Genomic DNA, 17,303 nt, shown 5'->3' on the forward strand with positions numbered 1-17,303 from the left:
GGCAGGGGAAGGCTACGACAGGAAATCGGTTACCGGAAGCCCGTCAAGAAAACGTAAACGGTCTTCGTGTACGCGGGGTGACCTGCTGATTTTCAAGTTACTGGCGAGTTTGGTGCGGGGGTGTGGCACGGCCGTCCGACTCTGGTGACGGTCGGTGACCGTACCCTCACCCCGACGGGGGAGGAAAAGCGTGGTTTTGTTTGCCTGCGCTTCACATTGTCCGGTGGGACCGTCGACCGGACAATTGCCGGGCGGGCCGTTCTTCCTCTAGGTTGACCGCGCATCCGATGTGGTTTCCGGGTGATCGCCGTCACTTTTCCGGATTCGATCGACCGACCGGGGAAAGGAATACGTATGCGCATATCTGGGAGGTGGCTCGGCGCCGCCGCGGTGGTGGCCACGGTGGCCTTGGTGGTGCCGGTGGTGCCGGCGCGGGCCGCGACCGGCGTCCCGGACGCCCGGGCCGACGACGGCTCGCACGTCGTCGCGGAGTCCACTGTGGAGGGTGACCCGCGGGTGCTCGACCTGACCGTGCGCTCGACCGGCGTCGGCGCCTACACGATGGTCCGGCTGATCCTGCCGCGGGACTGGGCCGCCGAGCCGGACCGGAAGTGGGCGGCGGTGTACCTGCTCGCCGGGGAGACCCGCCTGCAGGACTACCGCGGCTGGAGCGCCAACACCGACATCCGGGCGCTGGCCGACAACGCCGGTGTCCTGGTCGTCATGCCGGGCGCCGGGCCGGCGGGGTTCTTCAGCGACTGGTGGAACTACGGCAAGGACATCGCGCTGAACCAGTGGGAGACGTTCACGGCCGCCGAGCTGCCCCAGCTGATCGACCGCGGCTACCGCGGGGACGGCCGGCGGGCCGCGGCCGGTCTTTCGCTCGGCGGTTACGGCGCGATCGAACTGGCCGCGCGCCGCCCCGGCGTGTTCCGCTACGCGGCGTCCTACAGCGGGAACCTCAACCCCACCGGCCCGACGGGGGAGCTGCTGACCGACGCGATCGTCAGCTCGGCGCACCTCGACCCGGAGGCGCTGTGGGGCGATCGGCGTCGGGAGTCGGCGCGCTGGGACGCCCACGACCCGCTGGTGAACGCCGAGCGGCTGCGGGGGACCGAGCTCTACCTGTCGGCGGGCAACGGCCTGCCGGGACCGCTCGACTCGAAGCTCCCGATCGACGTCCTGCCGGGCGCGATGCTGCTGGAGTTCCTGTGCGGCGGCCAGACCACGGCGATGGCCGGCCGGCTGCGCGCGCTCGGCGTCCCGGCGACGGTGGATCTCTACGGGCCGGGCACCCACCAATGGGCGTACTGGCAGGAGCAGCTGCACAAGACGTGGCCGCGGATGCTGCAGGTGCTGGCGTCGTGAGGGCGTCCTATGTGGTCACGGGCGCGTCGAGCGGGATCGGCCGCGCGTGCGTGGCGGAGCTGGTCCGCCGCGGCGCGCACGTGTGGGCGAGCGTCCGCACCGACGGCGACGAGAAGGAGCTCGAACGCGCCTACGGCGAGGCGGTCACGGTGCTGCGGATGGACCTGCGCGACGCGGCGTCGATCGAGGAGTGCGGCCGGCGCGTCACGGCCGGCGGCCCGCTGCGGGGCCTGGTGAACAACGCGGGCCTGGCCCGGCCCGGGCCGCTGGAGTACGTGCCGCTGGAGGCGTTCCGCGAACAGCTGGACGTGAACGTCACCGGGCAGCTCGCGGTGACCCGCGCGATGCTCCCGGCCCTGCGGATAGCCTCGACGGCGCGCGTGGTGACGGTCGGCTCGATCGGCGGCCGCATCGCGGGGCCGATGATCGGGCCGTACCACACGTCGAAGTTCGCGCTGGTGGGGTTGACGGACAGCCTCCGGGCCGAGCTGGCGCCGGAGGGGATCGAGGTGGTCCTGGTCGAGCCGGGCGCGGTGGCGACTGCGATCTGGCCCCGCGCCCAAGCGGCGGCCGAGGAGGTCCGGTCGCTGCTGCCACCGGCGGGGCTCGAGCGGTACGGCGCGCAGCTGGCGGCGGCGGAACACAGCGCCGCGCGGTCGGCCAGGACGGGAGTGCCGCCGCGACGGGCGGCCCAGGTGGTGGTCCGCGCGTTGACGGCCCGACGCCCGGCGCCGAGATATTTGGTGGGAGGGGACGCCCGGGTGGCGGCGGTGCTGGCCAGCCTGCCGTTCCGGCTCCGGTACCGCCTGACGGCGGCCAAGCGATGAGCCGACTCGTGGTGATCCTCGCGCCCGGGTCGCGCGGTGATGTCCAACCCTGCGTCGCGCTCGGCCAGGGGATCACCGCCGACGGCGACCGCGTCCGGATCCTCGCCGCCGAAAGATTTCGCTCCCTCGTCACCGCGCACGGCCTCGCCTTCGCGCCCCTCTCCGCCGATCCCGGCCAAATCCTCGGCTCGGCCGCCGGCCGCGCCTGGACCACCGGCCGCAACCCGCTCAAGTTCCTCTCCGGCCTCCGGGAAGTCCTCACCCCGCTCCTCGACCGCCTCCTCGCCGACGTCCACACCGGCACGAAAGACGCCGACCTCGTCCTCGCCCCGACCCTCGGCTTCCTCGGCACGCACCTCGACGTCCCCAACGTCGAACTCCACTACCAGCCCGGCATCCCGACGCGCGCCTTCGCCCACCCCCTGCTGCCCCGCGCCCGCCACCTCGGCCCGTGGGGACGGCAGCTGAGCTTCACCGCGGTCGACACCCTGGCCTGGCAGCTCCTGCGGCCCGAGATCGACCGCTGGCGCACGGCCACCCTCGGCCTCCCCGCCGCCGGCCGTCGCGGGCCCCGGCGGAACGGGCCCGTGCTCTGCGGATTCTCCGACGCCGTGGTGCCCCGCCCACCCGACTGGCCCCCACGAGTGCACCTCACCGGCTACTGGTTCCTCGACGCCGACGACGGCTGGCGCCCGGACCCGCGGCTGCGCGACTTCCTCGCCGCCGGACCGCCGCCGGTCTACGTCGGCTTCGGCAGCATGGAATCCGGGGATGCCGCCGGGACCGTCCGGGAAGCTCTGCGGCGAGCCGGACTGCGCGGCCTTCTTGGCATCGCGGGAGAGGACTCCGACGACATCCTCACCGTCACCGACGTCCCGCACTCCTGGCTGTTCCCGCGCACCGCGGCGGTCGTGCACCACGGCGGCGCCGGAACCACCGCCGCCGCGTTGCGCGCGGGGGTGCCGGCGCTCGTCTGCCCGGTCTTCTCCGACCAGCCGTATTGGGGCGACCGCGTCTCCCAGCTCAGCGCCGGGCCGCAGCCGCTGCCTCTCGAGCAGCTGGACGTCGACGTGCTGACCGCCCGGCTGCGCGAGCTCACCGGCAACCCGCTCTTCCGCCGGGGCGCGCAGTACGTCGGCGCACGGCTGCGGGCCGAGGACGGCGTGGCGCGGGCGTGCGGTGTCCTGCGGGAGATCAGAGCGTGAGCAGCACCCCGGCCGCCACGACCACGACACACGCGGCGATCGTCGTGCGGCGGTAGTGCAGGATCAGCGCCGCGAACTCCCGCAGCAGCGCGCTCGGCAGGAAGTACCGGGCCGTCGGGGAGCCGACCGCGTGGAACGGCAGGTGCAGGCGGCGGCACTCGACCGCCGCGCGGAACACGTGGTAGTTGCTGGTCACCGCGACCACCCGGCGTGCGTCGTCCGGCAGGAGCGCGGCCGAGAACCGGAGGTTCTCCTCGGTCGTGCGCGCCCGGTCTTCGCGGCGGATCCGGTCGTCCGGCACCCCGCGCTCCAGCAGGTAGGCGTGCATCGCCTCGGCTTCGGTCACCTTCTCGTCCGGCCCCCGTCCACCGGACACCACCAGCAACGGCGGGGTGGACTCGCGGGTGTAGAGCCGGAGCGCGCGCTCGAGCCGGCCGGCGAGCAGTGGCGGCACCTCGTCCCCGGCGAGCCCGCAGCCGAGCACGATGACGGCGTCCAAGCCACCGCGCCGGCCGATCCGGCTGTACAGCACCGAATAGACCAGGAGCGAGAAGAACAGGAACCCGAAGTACCCGGCGAGCACCGCCGCGATGGCCACGGCCGCCGCGCCCCATCGGCCGAGCGGGACGAAGAGCAGCGCCTCGAGGAGGATCATCCCGGCACCGAGCGCCAGCGACAGCAGGTTCCCGGTGGAACGGCCTTCGCGGCGCCACATCTGGGCGCCGTTGACGAGCAGGGCGACCGGTAGCGCCAGCGCGACCAGGGCGATCACCCCGAGCACGACCGGTGTCAGCCAGTCCAGGTGCAACGCCTGGCGCAACAGCCACAACCCGGTCAGCAGGAGCGCGACGCCGAGCCACACGGCGTTGCCGAGCCGCCGCGGCTCGTGCGCCAGGCGCACGGCGAACACGAGCAGCGCCACCGCGGCCGCGACGGGCAGCACCCCGTCGGCAAAACGCAAGCGTGGCCTCCCTGATCGGTCCCCGAGGAAGCCAACCTAGCCGAACGCCCGCGGCGGTCTCCGCCCGCCCGGGAGCGGAGACCGCCGCGAGTCGTCAGGCCTTGTGCTGCATGCTCGACCGCGCCGGGTTGCCCTGGTCGGCGGCCTTCGGGTCCTTCTCGTCCTGCTTGGCGCGCACGCCCGACTCGATCCGGTCGCCGACGTCCTTGTCGACGTTGCGCCAGTAGTCGAACGCCCGCGCCAGCACGGGCTCGCTCACCCCGTTGAGCAGGTGCCCCACGACGTTGTCGACCAGCCGCCCGCGGGCGTCGTCGTCCAGGACTTCGCGGACCATCGTGCCGGCCTGCCCGAAGTCGTCGTCCTCTTCGCGCAGCGTGTACGCCGTGCGGACCATTTCGCCGTCGGCCTGCCAGCCGGACGGCTGCCCGTAGCGGGCGACGTCGGCGTGCGGGCCGCCCTTCGAGTTCGGCGCGTAGACCGGGTCGGACACCTTCGTGTACCGCATCGCGCCGTCCTTGCTGTAGCTGTGGACGGGCGCGACGGGGGCGTTGACCGGCAGCTGCTTGTAGTTCGCGCCGATCCGGTAGCGGTGCGCGTCCGGGTAGGAGAACAGCCGGCCCAGCAGCATCTTGTCCGGGCTCACGCCGATGCCGGGCACCAGGTTGCTCGGCTCGAACGCGGCCTGCTCGATCTCCGCGTGGTGGTCGGTCGGGTTGCGGTCGAGGGTCATCCGGCCGACCTCGATCAGCGGGTAGTCCGCGTGCGGCCACACCTTCGTCAGGTCGAACGGGTTGAGCCGGTAGGTCTTGGCGTCCTCGAACGGCATCACCTGCATCTTCAGCGTCCAGCTCGGGTGGTCGCCGCGCTCGATCGCCTCGTAGAGGTCACGCGTGTGGTAGTCGGTGTCGGCCGACGCCATCTGGTCGCCTTCGTCCTGCGTGAAGCACTCGACACCCTGGTCGGACTTGAAGTGGTACTTCACCCAGAAGCGGTCACCCGCCTGGTTGACCCACATGTAGGTGTGCGAGCTGTAGCCGTTCATGTGACGCCAGGTCCGCGGCAGGCCGCGGTCGCCCATCAGCCAGGTGACCTGGTGCGCCGACTCCGGGGACAGCGTCCAGAAGTCCCACTGCATGTCGTGGTCGCGCAGGTTGTTGTCGGCGCGGCGCTTCTGCGACCGGATGAAGTGCTGGAACTTCAGCGGGTCGCGGATGAAGAAGACCGGGGTGTTGTTCCCGACCATGTCGTAGTTGCCCTCGGTGGTGTAGAACTTCACCGCGAAACCGCGCGGGTCGCGCCAGGTGTCGGGGCTGCCCCGCTCGCCGGCGACGGTGGAGAACCGGACCAGCAGGTCGGTCTGCACGCCCGGCTGGAAGACGGCGGCCTTGGTGTACGCGCTGACGTCGCCGGTCACCTCGAACCGCCCGAACGCGCCGCTGCCCTTGGCGTGCGGCTGGCGCTCGGGGACGCGTTCGCGGTTGAACTGCGCCATCTGCTCGATGAGGTAGTTGTCCTGCAGCAGGATCGGGCCGTCGGGGCCGATCGTGAGGGAGTGCTCGTCGCTTTCGACGGGGACGCCGGCGTCGGTGGTGGTCGGTTCGGGTCGGATCTGCGTCACAACGTTCCTCTTTCCGCGGGGCGGGCGGCGCACCCGGGGCAGATGCCCCAGAACACCACTTCCGCCTCGTCGATGGTGAAGCCGTGCGCGGTGCCGGGGGTGAGGCAGGGCGCGGCGCCGGTCGCGCAGTCGACGTCCTCGGTCCGCCCGCACCGCCGGCACACGACGTGGTGGTGGTTGTCCCCGGCCCGGCGCTCGAACCGGGCGGGGTGGCCCGGCAGCTCGATCCGCCGGACCAGGCCGGCTTCCGTGCACGCGCCCAGCACGTCGTAGATCGCCTGGGTGGACACGGAGTCCAGCAGTTCCCGGACGCCGGTGCCGATGGCGTCCACAGTGGAATGAGGATGCTCGGTCAGCCACGTCAAGACGGCCCGGCGGGGCGCGGTGACCCGCAGACCCGCCGCCCGCAGACTCGACGCCGCATCGCTCATGACTCCCCACCGTGCGCCCTTCTCTGGAACCGGTCAAGTCCACGGATGGACGGTTTTGCGGGCGCGAAAACGGGTATGGGCGCCCGGTCTGGCATCGTGGGGGAGTGAGCGAGCGACCGGCGTTCGTGCTGCACGAGCACTGGCGCCCCCGGCACCACTTCGACCTCCGCCTGGAGGAGGACGGCGTGCTGCGCTCGTGGGCGGTGCCCCGCGGAATGCCCCCGGACGCGGCGGGCAACCGGCTCGCGGTCGCCGTGCCGGACCACGCGCTCGATCATCTGGCGTACGAGGACGAGACGAAGAAGATCGCGGACACCGGCTGGTGGGAGGAGCACGACCGGACGGAGAAGCGGATCCTGTTCACGCTGCACGGCCGGGCGGGTGCGGTGCGGTATGCCCTGATCCGCACGGACCGGGACTGGCTGCTGCATCGGACGCGGGATCAGCCGGGGCAGGTCTCGGTTCAGGCGTAGCAAATTCGCGGGTCGGCGCGACTCTTCACGACTTCACGGGCGAGAGCGACCGCGAGCTGGCCGACGCCACCTCCGCGTCAACGTCAAGCCGCCGCTGGTTGTGCTCGCCGGGGGCCCGGCGCCGGTGCGTGGCTCGCGCCGCAGTCACCTTGGCCGCGGTCGCCGCCGGAGCCATGCTCTCCGGCAGCGCGTACCGGTTCCTGGAGAGCCTCGGTCAGGCCGCCGACGAAACGCGCACCTGAGAAGGCTTCATCGCGCGGTGCGCCCACTGGCCCAACACCGCCAGCAGCGCGATCTCCAGCACCATCATCAACCGCTCCACCAGCCCGGTCGCCACCGTCGGCAGGTGGCCGCCGAGGATGACGTTCACCGCGAACGGGACGATGAACGGCAGGTAGAACGGGATCGCGGCCAAGGCGAGCCGCCGCGACCAGGACGCGAAACGGCGCCAGCGGGGGTCGTCGCGGTGGCGGCGGCCCAGGGCCCAGCCGACGATAGGCAGGCTCAGGCACGTCACCGCCGACGCGTACAGGTGGATCTTGCCGGTCGCCGTGATCGCGCCGCCCTGGGGGTCCTTTGCGAAGATCGCCACCGCCACCAGGCTCACGCACCACAGCGCCTTCGCCGCCACGAGCGCCGGGTTCGCCAAGAGGCCACGGCGATAGAGCGCGACCAGCAGCAGCGCCGAGCCGGTGCTGGTGAGGATCAGCGCGCCGTCCCACAACCCGCGGCCGGGGCTCAGCGCGTAGTCGCTGAGCATCGAGCTGACCGGGTCGAGCTGCGCGAGGCTCCGGTCGAGGTGCAGCACGACGAGCAGGACGACGGCGACGGCGAACGCGGCCAGCGCGCCCGGCACGAGCAGGCGGGCGCGGAGGCGGGGACGGACCGGTGAAGGGCACAGCATGCGTTAAGACACTCCGGGACGGCTCGGCTGGTTCAGGCGCAAGCCGCGGACGCTACCGTGACCGTTCCGTGACCAGTGTGAAGCCCGGCCGAGATGTGACGCAGGCCTCAGTGCTCGCCGTCCTGCGGGATCTCCGCCGAGTCCGTCAGCCGCAGCTTGCGCCGCGCCCGCTGGTAGAACGTCGTCATCCCGAGCCGGACGACCCGGGCGGCGCTGGGCCGGCCGCGCAGGTCGAGGCGGTCGCCGGGGGAGACGTAGCCCGCGACCTGGCCGTCGACCTCCACCGCCAGCCGCCCGCTGGTCGGCAGGATCTCCAGCGACACCTCGTCGTGCACCGACAGCACCACCCCGCGGCTGTACGCCGAGTGCGGTGCCGCGGGCGTGACCAGCAGCGCCTCCACCGCCGGGCTGGTGATCGGCCCGCCCGCGGAGAAGCTGTACGCCGTCGAGCCGGTCGGGGTCGCGACGACCACCGCGTCGGCCGAGTAGCTCACGAACGGCTGGCCGCCGACGCGCACCGCGACCACCGCGCTGCCGTCGCCGGGCACGCGGACCACGGCGATGTCGTTGAACGCCGTGATCTTCCGGCCCTCCAGCACGGCGTCCACGGCCAGCCGCGGCTCCACCGTGAACTGGTGGTCGTCGATGGCCGAGAGCGCGCCGGGCAGGTCGGGGACGTCGACCTCGGCGAGGAAGCCGAGCTTGCCGAGGTTCACCCCGAGCACCGGCGCGCGCTGCCCGTCGGCCAGCCGCATGGCGCGCAGCATCGTGCCGTCGCCGCCGAGGCTGACCACCAGGTCGGAGCGGCGGCCGAGCTCCTCGGGGGTCACCCCGATCGCCGCGCAGTTGAGCCGGACGATCTCGTCGGCGATGCCGAGGATCTCGATGTTCCGGTTGCCCGCCCAGCCGAGCACGGCGTCGACGGCGGCCGCGGAGTCGCGGCGGGGATGCAGGACCAGGCCCGCGGAGTGCATGTCAGCGGGCCGAGTCGGGAGCGAGCGTCATGCGCCCAGTCTGCCCGCTCCCGCCCCGCGCCGCGAGAACCGGAGCGCGCCGTCGTCGATCCGGCCGTGCCGGAGCTTGACGACGTCGTGCGCGTAGCTCATGCCGAGCGTCCACGGCGCCCGCGACCCGGCCTTCGGGAACTCGTCGATCGACCGCAGCACGTACCCCGCGTCGAAGTCCAGCAGCGGCCGCTCGGTGACGGCCGGGTCGTCGTTGACCGGCACGCACTGGTCGAAGCCCTGCCGGTCGAGGTGACGCAGCAGCCGCACGAAATACTCGCCGACGAGGTCGGCCTTCAGCGTCCACGACGCGTTCGTGTACCCGATCGTGAACACGAAGTTCGGCACGCCGCTGAGCATCATCCCCTTGTACGCCATGGTTTCCGGCAGCTTCACCGGCTCGCCGTCGACCACGAGCTCGATGCCGCCGAACGCGAGCAGCTTCAGCCCGGTGGCGGTGACGACGACGTCGGCTTCGAGCTCGTCACCCGATTCGAGGCGGACTCCCCGCTCGGTGAAGGCGGCGATCCGGTCGGTGACGATCGAGGCGTCACCACGCTTGATCGAGCGGAAGAGGTCGCCGTCCGGCACCAGGCAGAGCCGCTGGTCCCACGGCTGGTACCGCGGCTTGAAGTGCGTGTCGACGGCGTACCCCGGCGGCAGCTGCTTCATCGCCGCCTTGCGGATCATCGCCTTGACCACGCCCGGGCGGCGCCGGCTGAGCTGGTAGATCAGCGTGCTCACGGCGACGTTCTTCCAGCGCGCGATCGGGTACGCCAGCTTCGCGCCCAGCAGCCCGCGCAGCCGGTTGGCCAGCGCGTCTTCCGACGGCAGCGAAAGGATGTAGGTGGGGGAGCGCTGCAGCATCGTCACGTGCTCCGCGCGGTCGGTCATCGCCGGGACCAGCGTGACCGCGGTCGCGCCGCTGCCGATCACGACGACCTTCTTGCCGGTGTAGTCGAGGTCCTCGGGCCAGTGCTGCGGGTGCACGACGGTGCCGCCGAACCGCTCCAGCCCCGGGAACTCCGGCGTGTGGCCGCCCGCGTAGTCGTAGTACCCGCTGCACAGGTAGAGGAACTTCGCGGTGAGGGTCACGGGCTCGCCGTCGTGCACGGCGTCGACCGTCCACAGTGCGTCCTCTGTGGACCATTCCGCGCGGACGACCTTGTGCCCGAACCGGATGTGCCGGTCGGTCCCGGCCTCGGTTGCGGTGTCGCGCACATACTGCAGGATCGACGGCCCGTCCGCGATGGCCTTGTCACTGGTCCACGGCCGGAACCGGTACCCGAGCGTCTGCATGTCCGAGTCGGACCGCACGCCGGGGTAGCGGAAGAGGTCCCAGGTGCCGCCGATGGCGTCACGGGCCTCGAGGATCGTGTACGTGCGGCGCGGGAACGCCGTCCGCAGGTGGTGGGCCGCGCCGACGCCGGACAACCCGGCGCCGACGATCAGCACGTCGACGTGGTCGGTCATCTCAGGCGGCCTCCGTTCGCCGCAGGCGCTTCAGCAGGAGCGAAAGCACGGCGTTGTAGTGGGTGGGGGTGACACGCGCGAGCGCGTCGAAGAGCCGAGCGTCGGGCCCGACGAGGATGCGGGCCTTCCCGCGGTCGACGCCGGTGTGGATGACCTCCGCCGCCTTGTCCGGCGACGTCATCGTGACGGCCTCGAACTGCGCGGCCATCTGCTCCTTCGTGCGGCCCAGGCCTTCGGGGTCCTGCCGCATCCGGGCGTTGCGCGCGATGTTGGTCGTGATGCCGCCCGGGTGCACGGTGATCGCGCGGACCGCCGAGCCGCGCAGCTCCTGGCGCAGCGACTCGGTGAACCCGCGGACGGCGAACTTCGCCGCGCAGTAGGCGCTCTGGTGGGCCACCCCGAGCAGGCCGTAGACGCTGGAGGTGTTCACGATCGCGCCTTCGCCCTGCTCGACGAGGATCGGCAGGAACGCCCGCGTCCCGTGCACCACGCCGTGGAAGTTGATGTCGTGCAGCCAGTCGTCGTCCTCGGGGACGGCGTCGAGCACGGTCGAGGTCACCGCGACGCCGGCGTTGTTGAACACCGCGGCGAGCGGCGCCGGGAGCCACTCGCGCACCTCTTCGGCGAACCGGAGCTGGTCGGCGGCGTCGCGGACGTCGAGGACGCGGGTGAGCACCTTGCCGTGCAGGGCCGCGGCGGTGGCCTTGAGCCCGTCCTCGTCGACGTCGGCGAGGGCCACCGGCGAGCCGAGCCGCGAGAGCCGCGTGGCCAGGGCCCGGCCGATGCCGGACGCGGCGCCGGTGATCACCACCGGCCGGCCGCTGATGCTACGGGGCCGTGACATCGCTGCTCCTCACGTGCTTGTCGATGAGGTCGAGGACGGTCGGCCATGCGCCTTCGGGCAGGTCGTGACCCATGCCGGGGACGGTTTCGAGGCGGGCGCCGCGAATCGCCCGCGCGGTGGCCGCGCCGCCGGTCGGGTGGACCATCCGGTCACGGTCGCCGTGGATCACCAGCGTGGGCGCGGTGATCCGCTTCAGCCACGCCGTCCGGTTGCCGGACTTGAGGATCGCGCCGAGCTGACGGCCCACGCCGCCCGCCGTCGGGTCGCGGTCCCAGCCCGTCCCGGCCGTCTCGCGGACCCACGGCTCGTCGAAGGGGAAGCCGTGCGAGCCGATGTGCCGGAACATCGTCACGGCGCTTTCGATCGCCTCTTCACGCGACTTCGGCGGCTTCGCGCCCATCAGCCGCAGCGTCGAGAACGCCGGGCGGCCGATCAGCCGGGAGCCGGTCGTCGACATGATCGACGTCAGGGTCCGGACGCGCTCGGCGTGCAGCGCCGCGACCGTCTGCGAGATCATGCCGCCCATCGACACGCCGGCGATGTGGGCGGTCTCGATGTCCAGGGCGTCGAGCAACCCGACGGTGTCGGCCGCCAGGTCGGTCAGGTCGTACTGCTCCGGCGGGAAGCGGCCGGCCAGCATCGCGGGCAGGCTCGCCGGCCGGAACCGCGGGTGTGTCGAGCGGCCCGCGTCGCGGTTGTCGAACCGGATCACCTCGAAGCCGCGCTCGGCGAGCCGGGCGCAGAACGCGTCCGGCCAGCTGTGCAGCTGCTGGCCCAGCCCGGCGACGAGCACGACCGGCTCGGCGCCGGCGTCCCCGATCCGTTCGCAGGCCAGGGAAATCCCCCGGCCGGCGTCGGCGATCTGTTCGGTCACGAATCTCCTCCGGTGCTCCGGCGGCGCACGACCGCGCGGCCGCCCTTGGCCGGGGCGTACGCGACGCCCCGGGAGTGCCAGCGTTCGTCCGGCTCCGCCGTCGGAACGAGCGTGAAGTCCCGCAGCAGGGTGCGCAGGACGACGGACATCTCCATGGTCGCGAACGCGGCCCCGAGACACCGGCGGGTGCCACCGCCGAACGGGATCCACTGGTAGAGGTCCGGGCGCGCGCCGGCGAAGCGGTGCGGGTCGAAGGTGGCCGCGTGCGGGAAGACCGCGTCGTCGTCGTGGATCAGCGCGATGCTGACCAGCACGTTGTAGCCCTTCGGCAGTGTCCACCGGCCGAGCTGGAAGCCGTCCTGCTTGACCTGCCGGGCGGTGAGGTCGATGACCGGGCGGGCGCGCTGGACCTCGAGGATCGTCGCGTCGAGGAGCTTCCCGTCCGTCGCCTCTTCCAGCTCCTTCAGGAGCGCGGGGTGACGGCGGAGGCGTTCGACGGCCCAGGCCAGCGTGGTCGCGGTGGTCTCGTGCCCGGCGGTGAGCAGGGTGAGCAGCTGGTCGGCGATCTCGTCGCGGCTCAGCCCGGACCCGTCGTCGTAGCGGGTCTGCAGCATCATCGAGAGGACGTCGTCGCCGTCCGGGCGCGCCTTCGCGATCAGCCGGTCGACGATCGTGTCGTACTCGCGGCGCATCGCTTCGAAGCGGCGCCAGGGGTTGAACCGGCCCTTCTTCGGGATCGGCGCGACCGCCAGCCGCGAGCCCAGGGTGACGAACGGCGGGAGCAGTTCGCGCAGTTCGGCGAACTCGGCCCCTTCAGCCCCGAACACCGCGCGGAGGATGGCGTTGAGGGTGATCCGCATCATCGACGGCAGCGTCGCGAACGCGCGGCCTTCGGGCCAGGTTTCCAGCTCCCGGACGGTTTCTTCCTCGACGATCTTTTCGTACGCGGCGAGCCGGCGGCCGTGGAACGGCGGCACCAGCAGCTTGCGCTGCCGTTTGTGCTCGTCGCCGGACAGGGCGAACATCGACCGCGGGCCGAGCACCCGCCCGAGGTTGACCTCGAGGTTGTCGACCAGCTCCGGCCCGGAGGTGAACAGCTGCTTGATCTCGGCGGGGCCGCTGATCACGACGGCGTTGCCGAAGATCGGCACGTTCACCGTGAAGGCGTCGCCGTAGCGTGCCCGCAGGCGGCGCATGCCGCGCAGCGGGAACGTCAGCGCGTAGGCGCCCTGGACGGCGCGCGGTGCGGTGGGGCCCGGCGGCAGCGCCACCGGCCTCGTCATGGTCGTCATCGACCCTCCCGGAAAGGTGGTACGCGAACGTACCGTCGGTACGGTACGCCGGTGTACCATTCGATTTCAAGAGGAGGGGTATAGCGTGACGACGGTGACGACAACGGCTCCCGTGGCCGGCGGGTTCCGGCAGCGGCTGCTCGACGGCCTCGCCGCGGCCATCACCGCGGACGGCTTCCGCGACACGACGGTCGCCGACATCGTGCGCCAGGCCCGCACGTCCCGCCGGACCTTCTACGAACACTTCGCCGGCAAGGAAGAATGCCTCGTCGCGCTGCTGGCCGACGCCAACCGCGAGATGATCCGCCAGATCTCCGAAGCCGTGGACCCGCAGGCCCCGTGGGCCGACCAGGTGCGGCAGGCGATCGAGGCGTGGATCGCCTGCGCGGAGTCCGAACCGGCGATCACGCTGAGCTGGATCCGCGACGTCCCGGCCCTCGGCGCCCCGGCCCGCGAACTGCAGCGCGACGCGATGGAAGGGTTCATCGCGATGACGCACCGGCTGACCGACACACCCGAGCTGCGCGCGGCGGGGATCAGCCCGCCGTCCCGGCAGCTGGCGATCATGCTCCTGGGCGGCCTGCGCGAGCTGATCGCCACGACGGTCGAGGACGGCGGCCGCGCCGGCGACGTCACCGAGGTGGCGGTCCGGGCGTCCCTGGCGTTGCTGGGCCCGGCCTAGTGCTCGACGCCCGCGCACCAGACGCGGGTGATCGCGCGGGTGGCGTGGATGTCCGCGACCGGGTCGCCTTCGACGAGGACCAGGTCGGCGCGCAGGCCCGGCTCGATGCGGCCCCGGTCGGTGAGGCCGAAGTTTCGGGCGGGCAGCTCGGTGGCCGCCCGCAGCGCGTCCACTGTGGACAGGCCCGCCTCGACGAGCAGGGTCAGCTCGGTGTGCAGGCTTTCGCCGTGCGCCACCTGGGAAGGCAGGCCGGGCTGGGTGTGGGAGTCCGTGCCCGCGAGGATCGGCACACCCGCGCGGTACAGCTCGCCCACGGACAGCCGCGCGCCGGTGTACGCCTCCGGTGAGCCGAACCCGGACGCCAGGCCCTGCATCATGACCAGGGTCGGGACGACCACCCGCTCCGCGGCGACCGCACGTTCGACGTCGTCGGCTGCGACGGGAGCGCCGAGCGGCGCGTGGGTCAGGATGTCGGCGCCCGCGTCCAAAGCCATCGTGTACGCCCCGGCCGAAGCGGCGTGCGCGACCACCCGCAGCCCGGCTTCGTGCGCGGCCTCGACCAGCGCCCGGGCGGCGGGCAGCTCGGGCCCGCCGTCTCCCGGCGCTTCCAGGACGATCTTGAGGTAGTCGGACCCGGCGGACACCCGCGCCGCGACGAACTCCGCGGCCCGGGCGGGATCGGTGACGATGGCCTCGGCGGGCAGGCCGAGCACGCGGGCGTGGGGTCCACCCGGGCCGATCGCGGGCAGCCCGGCGCTGCGGATGTCGGTGAGCCCGGGCTGGTTCCGCAGGGACGTGAGGAGCTCGATGTCCGCCGTGGCCATGTCGAGGGCGGTCGTGACGCCGTGCCGGGTCAGCCGCTCCAGGTTGTCGCGGCTGTCGAGGTGGATGTGGGCGTCGATGAGCCCGGGCAGCAGGACGTGCCCTTCGCCGTCGACCGTCCGCGCGCCGGAGGGATCGGTGCCGAGGACGGCACCGTCGATCACGACGGTCCGCGGCTCGGTGAGCCCGGCGCCGTCGAACACCCGGACGTCGGTGATGGCGGTCTTGGTCATGGACACTCCCACGTTAAGGAACGATACTGTTCACTATAGCGGAAGGAGCGGACGATGACGGCGACGCGGCGGCGGGGTGACGCGCTCGTGCGGGCGATCTACGAGACGACACTGGCCGAGCTGGCCTCGACGTCGTTCGAAGAGCTGAGCTTCGAGAAGATCGCCGCCCGCGCCGGCACCGGGAAGGCCGCGCTCTACCGGCGCTGGTCGGCGCCGGCGGACCTCGTGCTCGCGGCGCTCACCGACCCGGTCGCCGGGTTCGAACAGACTCCGCCGCCGCGCACCGGCTCGCTGCGCGGTGACCTCGTGGTGCTGCTCGGCGGGCTGGCCCGGGTGCTCGACGAGCCGCACGGCCGGGCGCTGCGGCCGCTGATCACGCAGCGGGACCGGCACCCGGAGCTGTTCGAGCGCATCCGGGCGCTGGTGCTGCGCCCGCGTCAGGAGCTGATCGTGGCGGTGCTCGCGGAAGCCGTCTCGCGCGGGGAGGCGCGGCCTTCGGCGGTCACCGCGCGGTCGGCCGCGGTCGGGCCGCGCCTGGTCATCGTCGAGCACATCGAGACCGGCGCCGTGCCGGCGGCGGAGGTCGAGGCGATCGTCGACGAGGTCCTGCTGCCGCTGTACCGGCGGTAGGTTGCGGTTCATGGAAAGCGACAACAGCCAGAGCGTGTTCGACGTCCACGCCGAAGCCGCGGCCCTGCCGGCCACCGCGACGACGATGCTGGTGGACAAGTACTTCGTCGACAAGCCGTCGGCGAGCGCGCGGATCTTCCGGATCTACCGCGAGGTTCCGCTGCACTACCACGAGGAGTGCGACGAGCACCTGTACGTCCTCAGCGGCGGCGGCACGTTCCACCTCGACGGCGAGGAGTTCGAGGCGCGGCCGGGGATGTTCCTGTGCTTCGAGCGGCGGAAGGTCCACGGCTTCCCGGTGGTGGCCTCCGAGCCGCTGGTGGTGCTGGCGATCGACGTGCCGCGCCGCCGCCCGGACGACATCGTGTTCGTCGACCCTTCGGCCGGGGACGCGAAGACCTTCATGGCCCGCAACACCTGAGCCGCTGTCTCGAATTGCGACAGCCGGACGGCGGTGGCGGTCCTACCGTCGGTGGGCGGCCGTGCCCGGACGCCGATGCCGGGCGGCACGCCGGAGGCGACGATGAAGGCGCTGGTCTACCACGGTCCGGGCGCGAAGGCCTGGGAAGACGTCCCGGACGCCACCGTCCAGGAGCCCACCGACGTCGTGGTGCGCGTCGACACAACGACGATCTGCGGCACCGACCTCCACATCCTGCAGGGCGACGTCGCCGCGGTCACCGACGGCCGGATCCTCGGCCACGAGGCGGTCGGCACGGTGACGGCGGTGGGCGACGCGGTCCGCGCCTTCGCGGTCGGCGACCGGGTGCTCGTCCCGGCCATCACCCAGTGCGGGCGTTGTGAGTACTGCGGCCGCGGGATGCCGTCCCACTGCCAGACGGTCGGCGGGATCGGCTGGATCTTCGGCCACCTCATCGACGGCACGCAGGCCGAGCTGGTGCGCGTGCCCTACGCGGACACGTCGCTCTACGCGGTACCTGACGACGTCACGAACGAGCAGGCGATCTTCCTGGCCGACTCGCTGCCGACGGGCTACGAGGTGGGCGTCCTGGCCGGCCGCGTCCGCCCGGGCGACACGGTGGCGGTGGTCGGCGCGGGCGCGGTCGGCCTGGCGGCGATCCTGACCACGGGCCTGTGGGGCGCGTCGAAGGTGATCGCGGTCGACTCCAACAAGTTCCGCCTGGAGAAGGCCCTGGAGTTCGGCGCGACGGACGCGTTCGAAGCCGGCCCCGGCGTCCTGTCCGACGTCCAGGCCCTGACCGACGGCCTCGGCGTGGACGTCTCGATCGAGGCGGTGGGCTACCCGGAGACCCTCCTGACGGCGGCATCGCTGGTCCGCCCGGGCGGCCGCATCGCGAACATCGGCGTGCACGGGGTGCCGGTCGAGCTGCCGATGCAGGAGATGTGGATCCAGAACCTGACGCTCACGATGGGCCTGGTCGACACGGTGTCGATCCCGACGCTGCTGAAGATGGTGTCCTCGGGCCGCATCCCGGCCGAGCGCATGGGAACCCACCGGTTCACGTTCGCTCAGATGGACGAGGCGTACGAGGTGTTCGCCAACGCGGCGGCGAACTCGGCGCTGAAGGTGGTCATCACTCCCTGAGTGGGGCCCGCAGGATCCGGTCGTCGACGGTGCTGTGGAGGAGGACAAGCGGATTTCCGTCGCTGGAGCCGTTCTCCCACACGTAAGTCGAACTG

At 72.2% G+C, this 17,303-nt stretch carries 18 protein-coding genes; 8 read left to right on the top strand and 10 right to left on the bottom strand.

What is annotated here, in order from left to right; genetic code table 11:
- Positions 1–354: 354 nt before the first annotated feature.
- The 3 genes from ACZ63J_RS04835 to ACZ63J_RS04845 are packed head-to-tail and all read left to right on the top strand — an operon-like array spanning position 355 to position 3,400.
- A complete protein-coding gene (locus ACZ63J_RS04835) occupies positions 355–1,368 on the top strand; it encodes an alpha/beta hydrolase (protein WP_465399708.1) in 1,014 nt (337 codons plus the stop codon).
- The gene (locus ACZ63J_RS04840; protein ID WP_465399707.1) at positions 1,365–2,195 is read left to right on the top strand and encodes an SDR family NAD(P)-dependent oxidoreductase; all 831 of its coding nucleotides are present in this window, start codon (positions 1,365–1,367) and stop codon (positions 2,193–2,195) included. Before ACZ63J_RS04835 ends, ACZ63J_RS04840 begins: the two co-directional genes overlap by 4 nt.
- Positions 2,192–3,400, top strand: coding sequence for a glycosyltransferase (locus ACZ63J_RS04845; protein ID WP_465399706.1), 1,209 nt, complete (start codon positions 2,192–2,194; stop codon positions 3,398–3,400). Before ACZ63J_RS04840 ends, ACZ63J_RS04845 begins: the two co-directional genes overlap by 4 nt.
- Here ACZ63J_RS04845 and ACZ63J_RS04850 read toward each other — a convergent pair.
- The 3 genes from ACZ63J_RS04850 to ACZ63J_RS04860 form a co-directional block, all read right to left on the bottom strand.
- Positions 3,390–4,361 carry a YdcF family protein gene (locus tag ACZ63J_RS04850; protein ID WP_465399705.1) on the bottom strand — a complete coding sequence of 324 codons (972 nt, stop codon included), beginning with the start codon at positions 4,359–4,361 and terminating at the stop codon, positions 3,390–3,392. The genes ACZ63J_RS04845 and ACZ63J_RS04850 overlap by 11 nt on opposite strands.
- Positions 4,362–4,455: 94 nt before the next feature.
- Positions 4,456–5,979 carry a catalase gene (locus tag ACZ63J_RS04855; protein WP_465399704.1) on the bottom strand — a complete coding sequence of 508 codons (1,524 nt, stop codon included), beginning with the start codon at positions 5,977–5,979 and terminating at the stop codon, positions 4,456–4,458.
- Positions 5,976–6,410 (bottom strand): Fur family transcriptional regulator, encoded by a 435-nt coding sequence (locus ACZ63J_RS04860; RefSeq protein WP_465340408.1) that lies wholly within the window; start codon positions 6,408–6,410, stop codon positions 5,976–5,978. The genes ACZ63J_RS04855 and ACZ63J_RS04860 overlap by 4 nt, the downstream gene beginning before the upstream one ends.
- 104 nt (positions 6,411–6,514) lie before the next feature.
- Between ACZ63J_RS04860 and ACZ63J_RS04865 the strand changes: the two genes are divergently transcribed.
- Positions 6,515–6,883 (top strand): DNA polymerase ligase N-terminal domain-containing protein, encoded by a 369-nt coding sequence (locus tag ACZ63J_RS04865; RefSeq protein WP_465399703.1) that lies wholly within the window; start codon positions 6,515–6,517, stop codon positions 6,881–6,883.
- A gap of 214 nt (positions 6,884–7,097) precedes the next feature.
- Here ACZ63J_RS04865 and ACZ63J_RS04870 read toward each other — a convergent pair whose 3' ends face one another.
- The 6 genes from ACZ63J_RS04870 to ACZ63J_RS04895 all read right to left on the bottom strand — a co-directional run bounded on the left by ACZ63J_RS04870 (position 7,098) and on the right by ACZ63J_RS04895 (position 13,274).
- Positions 7,098–7,787, bottom strand: a complete 690-nt coding sequence (locus ACZ63J_RS04870; protein WP_465399702.1) for a DUF998 domain-containing protein — start codon at positions 7,785–7,787, stop codon at positions 7,098–7,100.
- A 107-nt stretch (positions 7,788–7,894) separates the two neighbouring features.
- Positions 7,895–8,761 (bottom strand): NAD(+)/NADH kinase, encoded by an 867-nt coding sequence (locus tag ACZ63J_RS04875; protein ID WP_465340411.1) that lies wholly within the window; start codon positions 8,759–8,761, stop codon positions 7,895–7,897.
- A gap of 27 nt (positions 8,762–8,788) precedes the next feature.
- Entirely contained in the window at positions 8,789–10,264 is a 1,476-nt protein-coding gene (locus tag ACZ63J_RS04880) for a flavin-containing monooxygenase (protein ID WP_465399701.1), read from the bottom strand.
- A gap of 1 nt (position 10,265) precedes the next feature.
- Complete coding sequence (locus ACZ63J_RS04885; protein WP_465399700.1) at positions 10,266–11,108, bottom strand: SDR family NAD(P)-dependent oxidoreductase; 843 nt, start codon at positions 11,106–11,108, stop codon at positions 10,266–10,268.
- Positions 11,092–11,982 carry an alpha/beta fold hydrolase gene (locus ACZ63J_RS04890; protein WP_465304419.1) on the bottom strand — a complete coding sequence of 297 codons (891 nt, stop codon included), beginning with the start codon at positions 11,980–11,982 and terminating at the stop codon, positions 11,092–11,094. Before ACZ63J_RS04890 ends, ACZ63J_RS04885 begins: the two co-directional genes overlap by 17 nt.
- Positions 11,979–13,274, bottom strand: a complete 1,296-nt coding sequence (locus ACZ63J_RS04895; RefSeq protein ID WP_465399699.1) for a cytochrome P450 — start codon at positions 13,272–13,274, stop codon at positions 11,979–11,981. The genes ACZ63J_RS04890 and ACZ63J_RS04895 overlap by 4 nt, the downstream gene beginning before the upstream one ends.
- A gap of 94 nt (positions 13,275–13,368) precedes the next feature.
- On the opposite strand from ACZ63J_RS04895, the gene ACZ63J_RS04900 reads away from it, so the two are divergent.
- Positions 13,369–13,956, top strand: coding sequence for a TetR/AcrR family transcriptional regulator (locus tag ACZ63J_RS04900; RefSeq protein ID WP_465304423.1), 588 nt, complete (start codon positions 13,369–13,371; stop codon positions 13,954–13,956).
- Here ACZ63J_RS04900 and ACZ63J_RS04905 read toward each other — a convergent pair.
- Entirely contained in the window at positions 13,953–15,011 is a 1,059-nt protein-coding gene (locus ACZ63J_RS04905) for an amidohydrolase family protein (RefSeq protein WP_465399698.1), read from the bottom strand. The two genes, ACZ63J_RS04900 and ACZ63J_RS04905, sit on opposite strands and share 4 nt — an antisense overlap.
- Positions 15,012–15,065: 54 nt before the next feature.
- Here ACZ63J_RS04905 and ACZ63J_RS04910 point away from each other — a divergent pair, with 54 nt between their 5' ends.
- From ACZ63J_RS04910 to ACZ63J_RS04920, 3 genes are all read left to right on the top strand, one after another.
- A complete protein-coding gene (locus ACZ63J_RS04910) occupies positions 15,066–15,641 on the top strand; it encodes a TetR/AcrR family transcriptional regulator (protein WP_465399697.1) in 576 nt (191 codons plus the stop codon).
- Between the two features lie 10 nt (positions 15,642–15,651).
- Positions 15,652–16,062 carry a cupin domain-containing protein gene (locus ACZ63J_RS04915; RefSeq protein ID WP_465399696.1) on the top strand — a complete coding sequence of 137 codons (411 nt, stop codon included), beginning with the start codon at positions 15,652–15,654 and terminating at the stop codon, positions 16,060–16,062.
- Between the two features lie 102 nt (positions 16,063–16,164).
- Positions 16,165–17,208, top strand: a complete 1,044-nt coding sequence (locus ACZ63J_RS04920) for an alcohol dehydrogenase catalytic domain-containing protein (RefSeq protein WP_465399988.1) — start codon at positions 16,165–16,167, stop codon at positions 17,206–17,208.
- The last annotated feature ends 95 nt before the right edge of the window (positions 17,209–17,303 follow it).

This window comes from Amycolatopsis sp. NPDC104863, from assembly GCF_055582965.1.

Bases quoted from the DNA above. Each gene is read 5' to 3' on its own strand.
- ACZ63J_RS04845 (WP_465399706.1), top strand. From the start codon at position 2,192: ATGAGCCGACTCGTGGTGATCCTCGCGCCCGGGTCGCGCGGTGATGTC.
- ACZ63J_RS04905 (WP_465399698.1), bottom strand. From the start codon at position 15,011: ATGACCAAGACCGCCATCACCGACGTCCGGGTGTTCGACGGCGCCGGG.
- ACZ63J_RS04895 (WP_465399699.1), bottom strand. From the start codon at position 13,274: ATGACGACCATGACGAGGCCGGTGGCGCTGCCGCCGGGCCCCACCGCA.
- ACZ63J_RS04860 (WP_465340408.1), bottom strand. From the start codon at position 6,410: ATGAGCGATGCGGCGTCGAGTCTGCGGGCGGCGGGTCTGCGGGTCACC.
- ACZ63J_RS04875 (WP_465340411.1), bottom strand. From the start codon at position 8,761: ATGCACTCCGCGGGCCTGGTCCTGCATCCCCGCCGCGACTCCGCGGCC.
- ACZ63J_RS04915 (WP_465399696.1), top strand. From the start codon at position 15,652: ATGGAAAGCGACAACAGCCAGAGCGTGTTCGACGTCCACGCCGAAGCC.
- ACZ63J_RS04920 (WP_465399988.1), top strand. From the start codon at position 16,165: ATGAAGGCGCTGGTCTACCACGGTCCGGGCGCGAAGGCCTGGGAAGAC.
- ACZ63J_RS04910 (WP_465399697.1), top strand. From the start codon at position 15,066: ATGACGGCGACGCGGCGGCGGGGTGACGCGCTCGTGCGGGCGATCTAC.
- ACZ63J_RS04835 (WP_465399708.1), top strand. From the start codon at position 355: ATGCGCATATCTGGGAGGTGGCTCGGCGCCGCCGCGGTGGTGGCCACG.
- ACZ63J_RS04870 (WP_465399702.1), bottom strand. From the start codon at position 7,787: ATGCTGTGCCCTTCACCGGTCCGTCCCCGCCTCCGCGCCCGCCTGCTC.
- ACZ63J_RS04885 (WP_465399700.1), bottom strand. From the start codon at position 11,108: ATGTCACGGCCCCGTAGCATCAGCGGCCGGCCGGTGGTGATCACCGGC.
- ACZ63J_RS04880 (WP_465399701.1), bottom strand. From the start codon at position 10,264: ATGACCGACCACGTCGACGTGCTGATCGTCGGCGCCGGGTTGTCCGGC.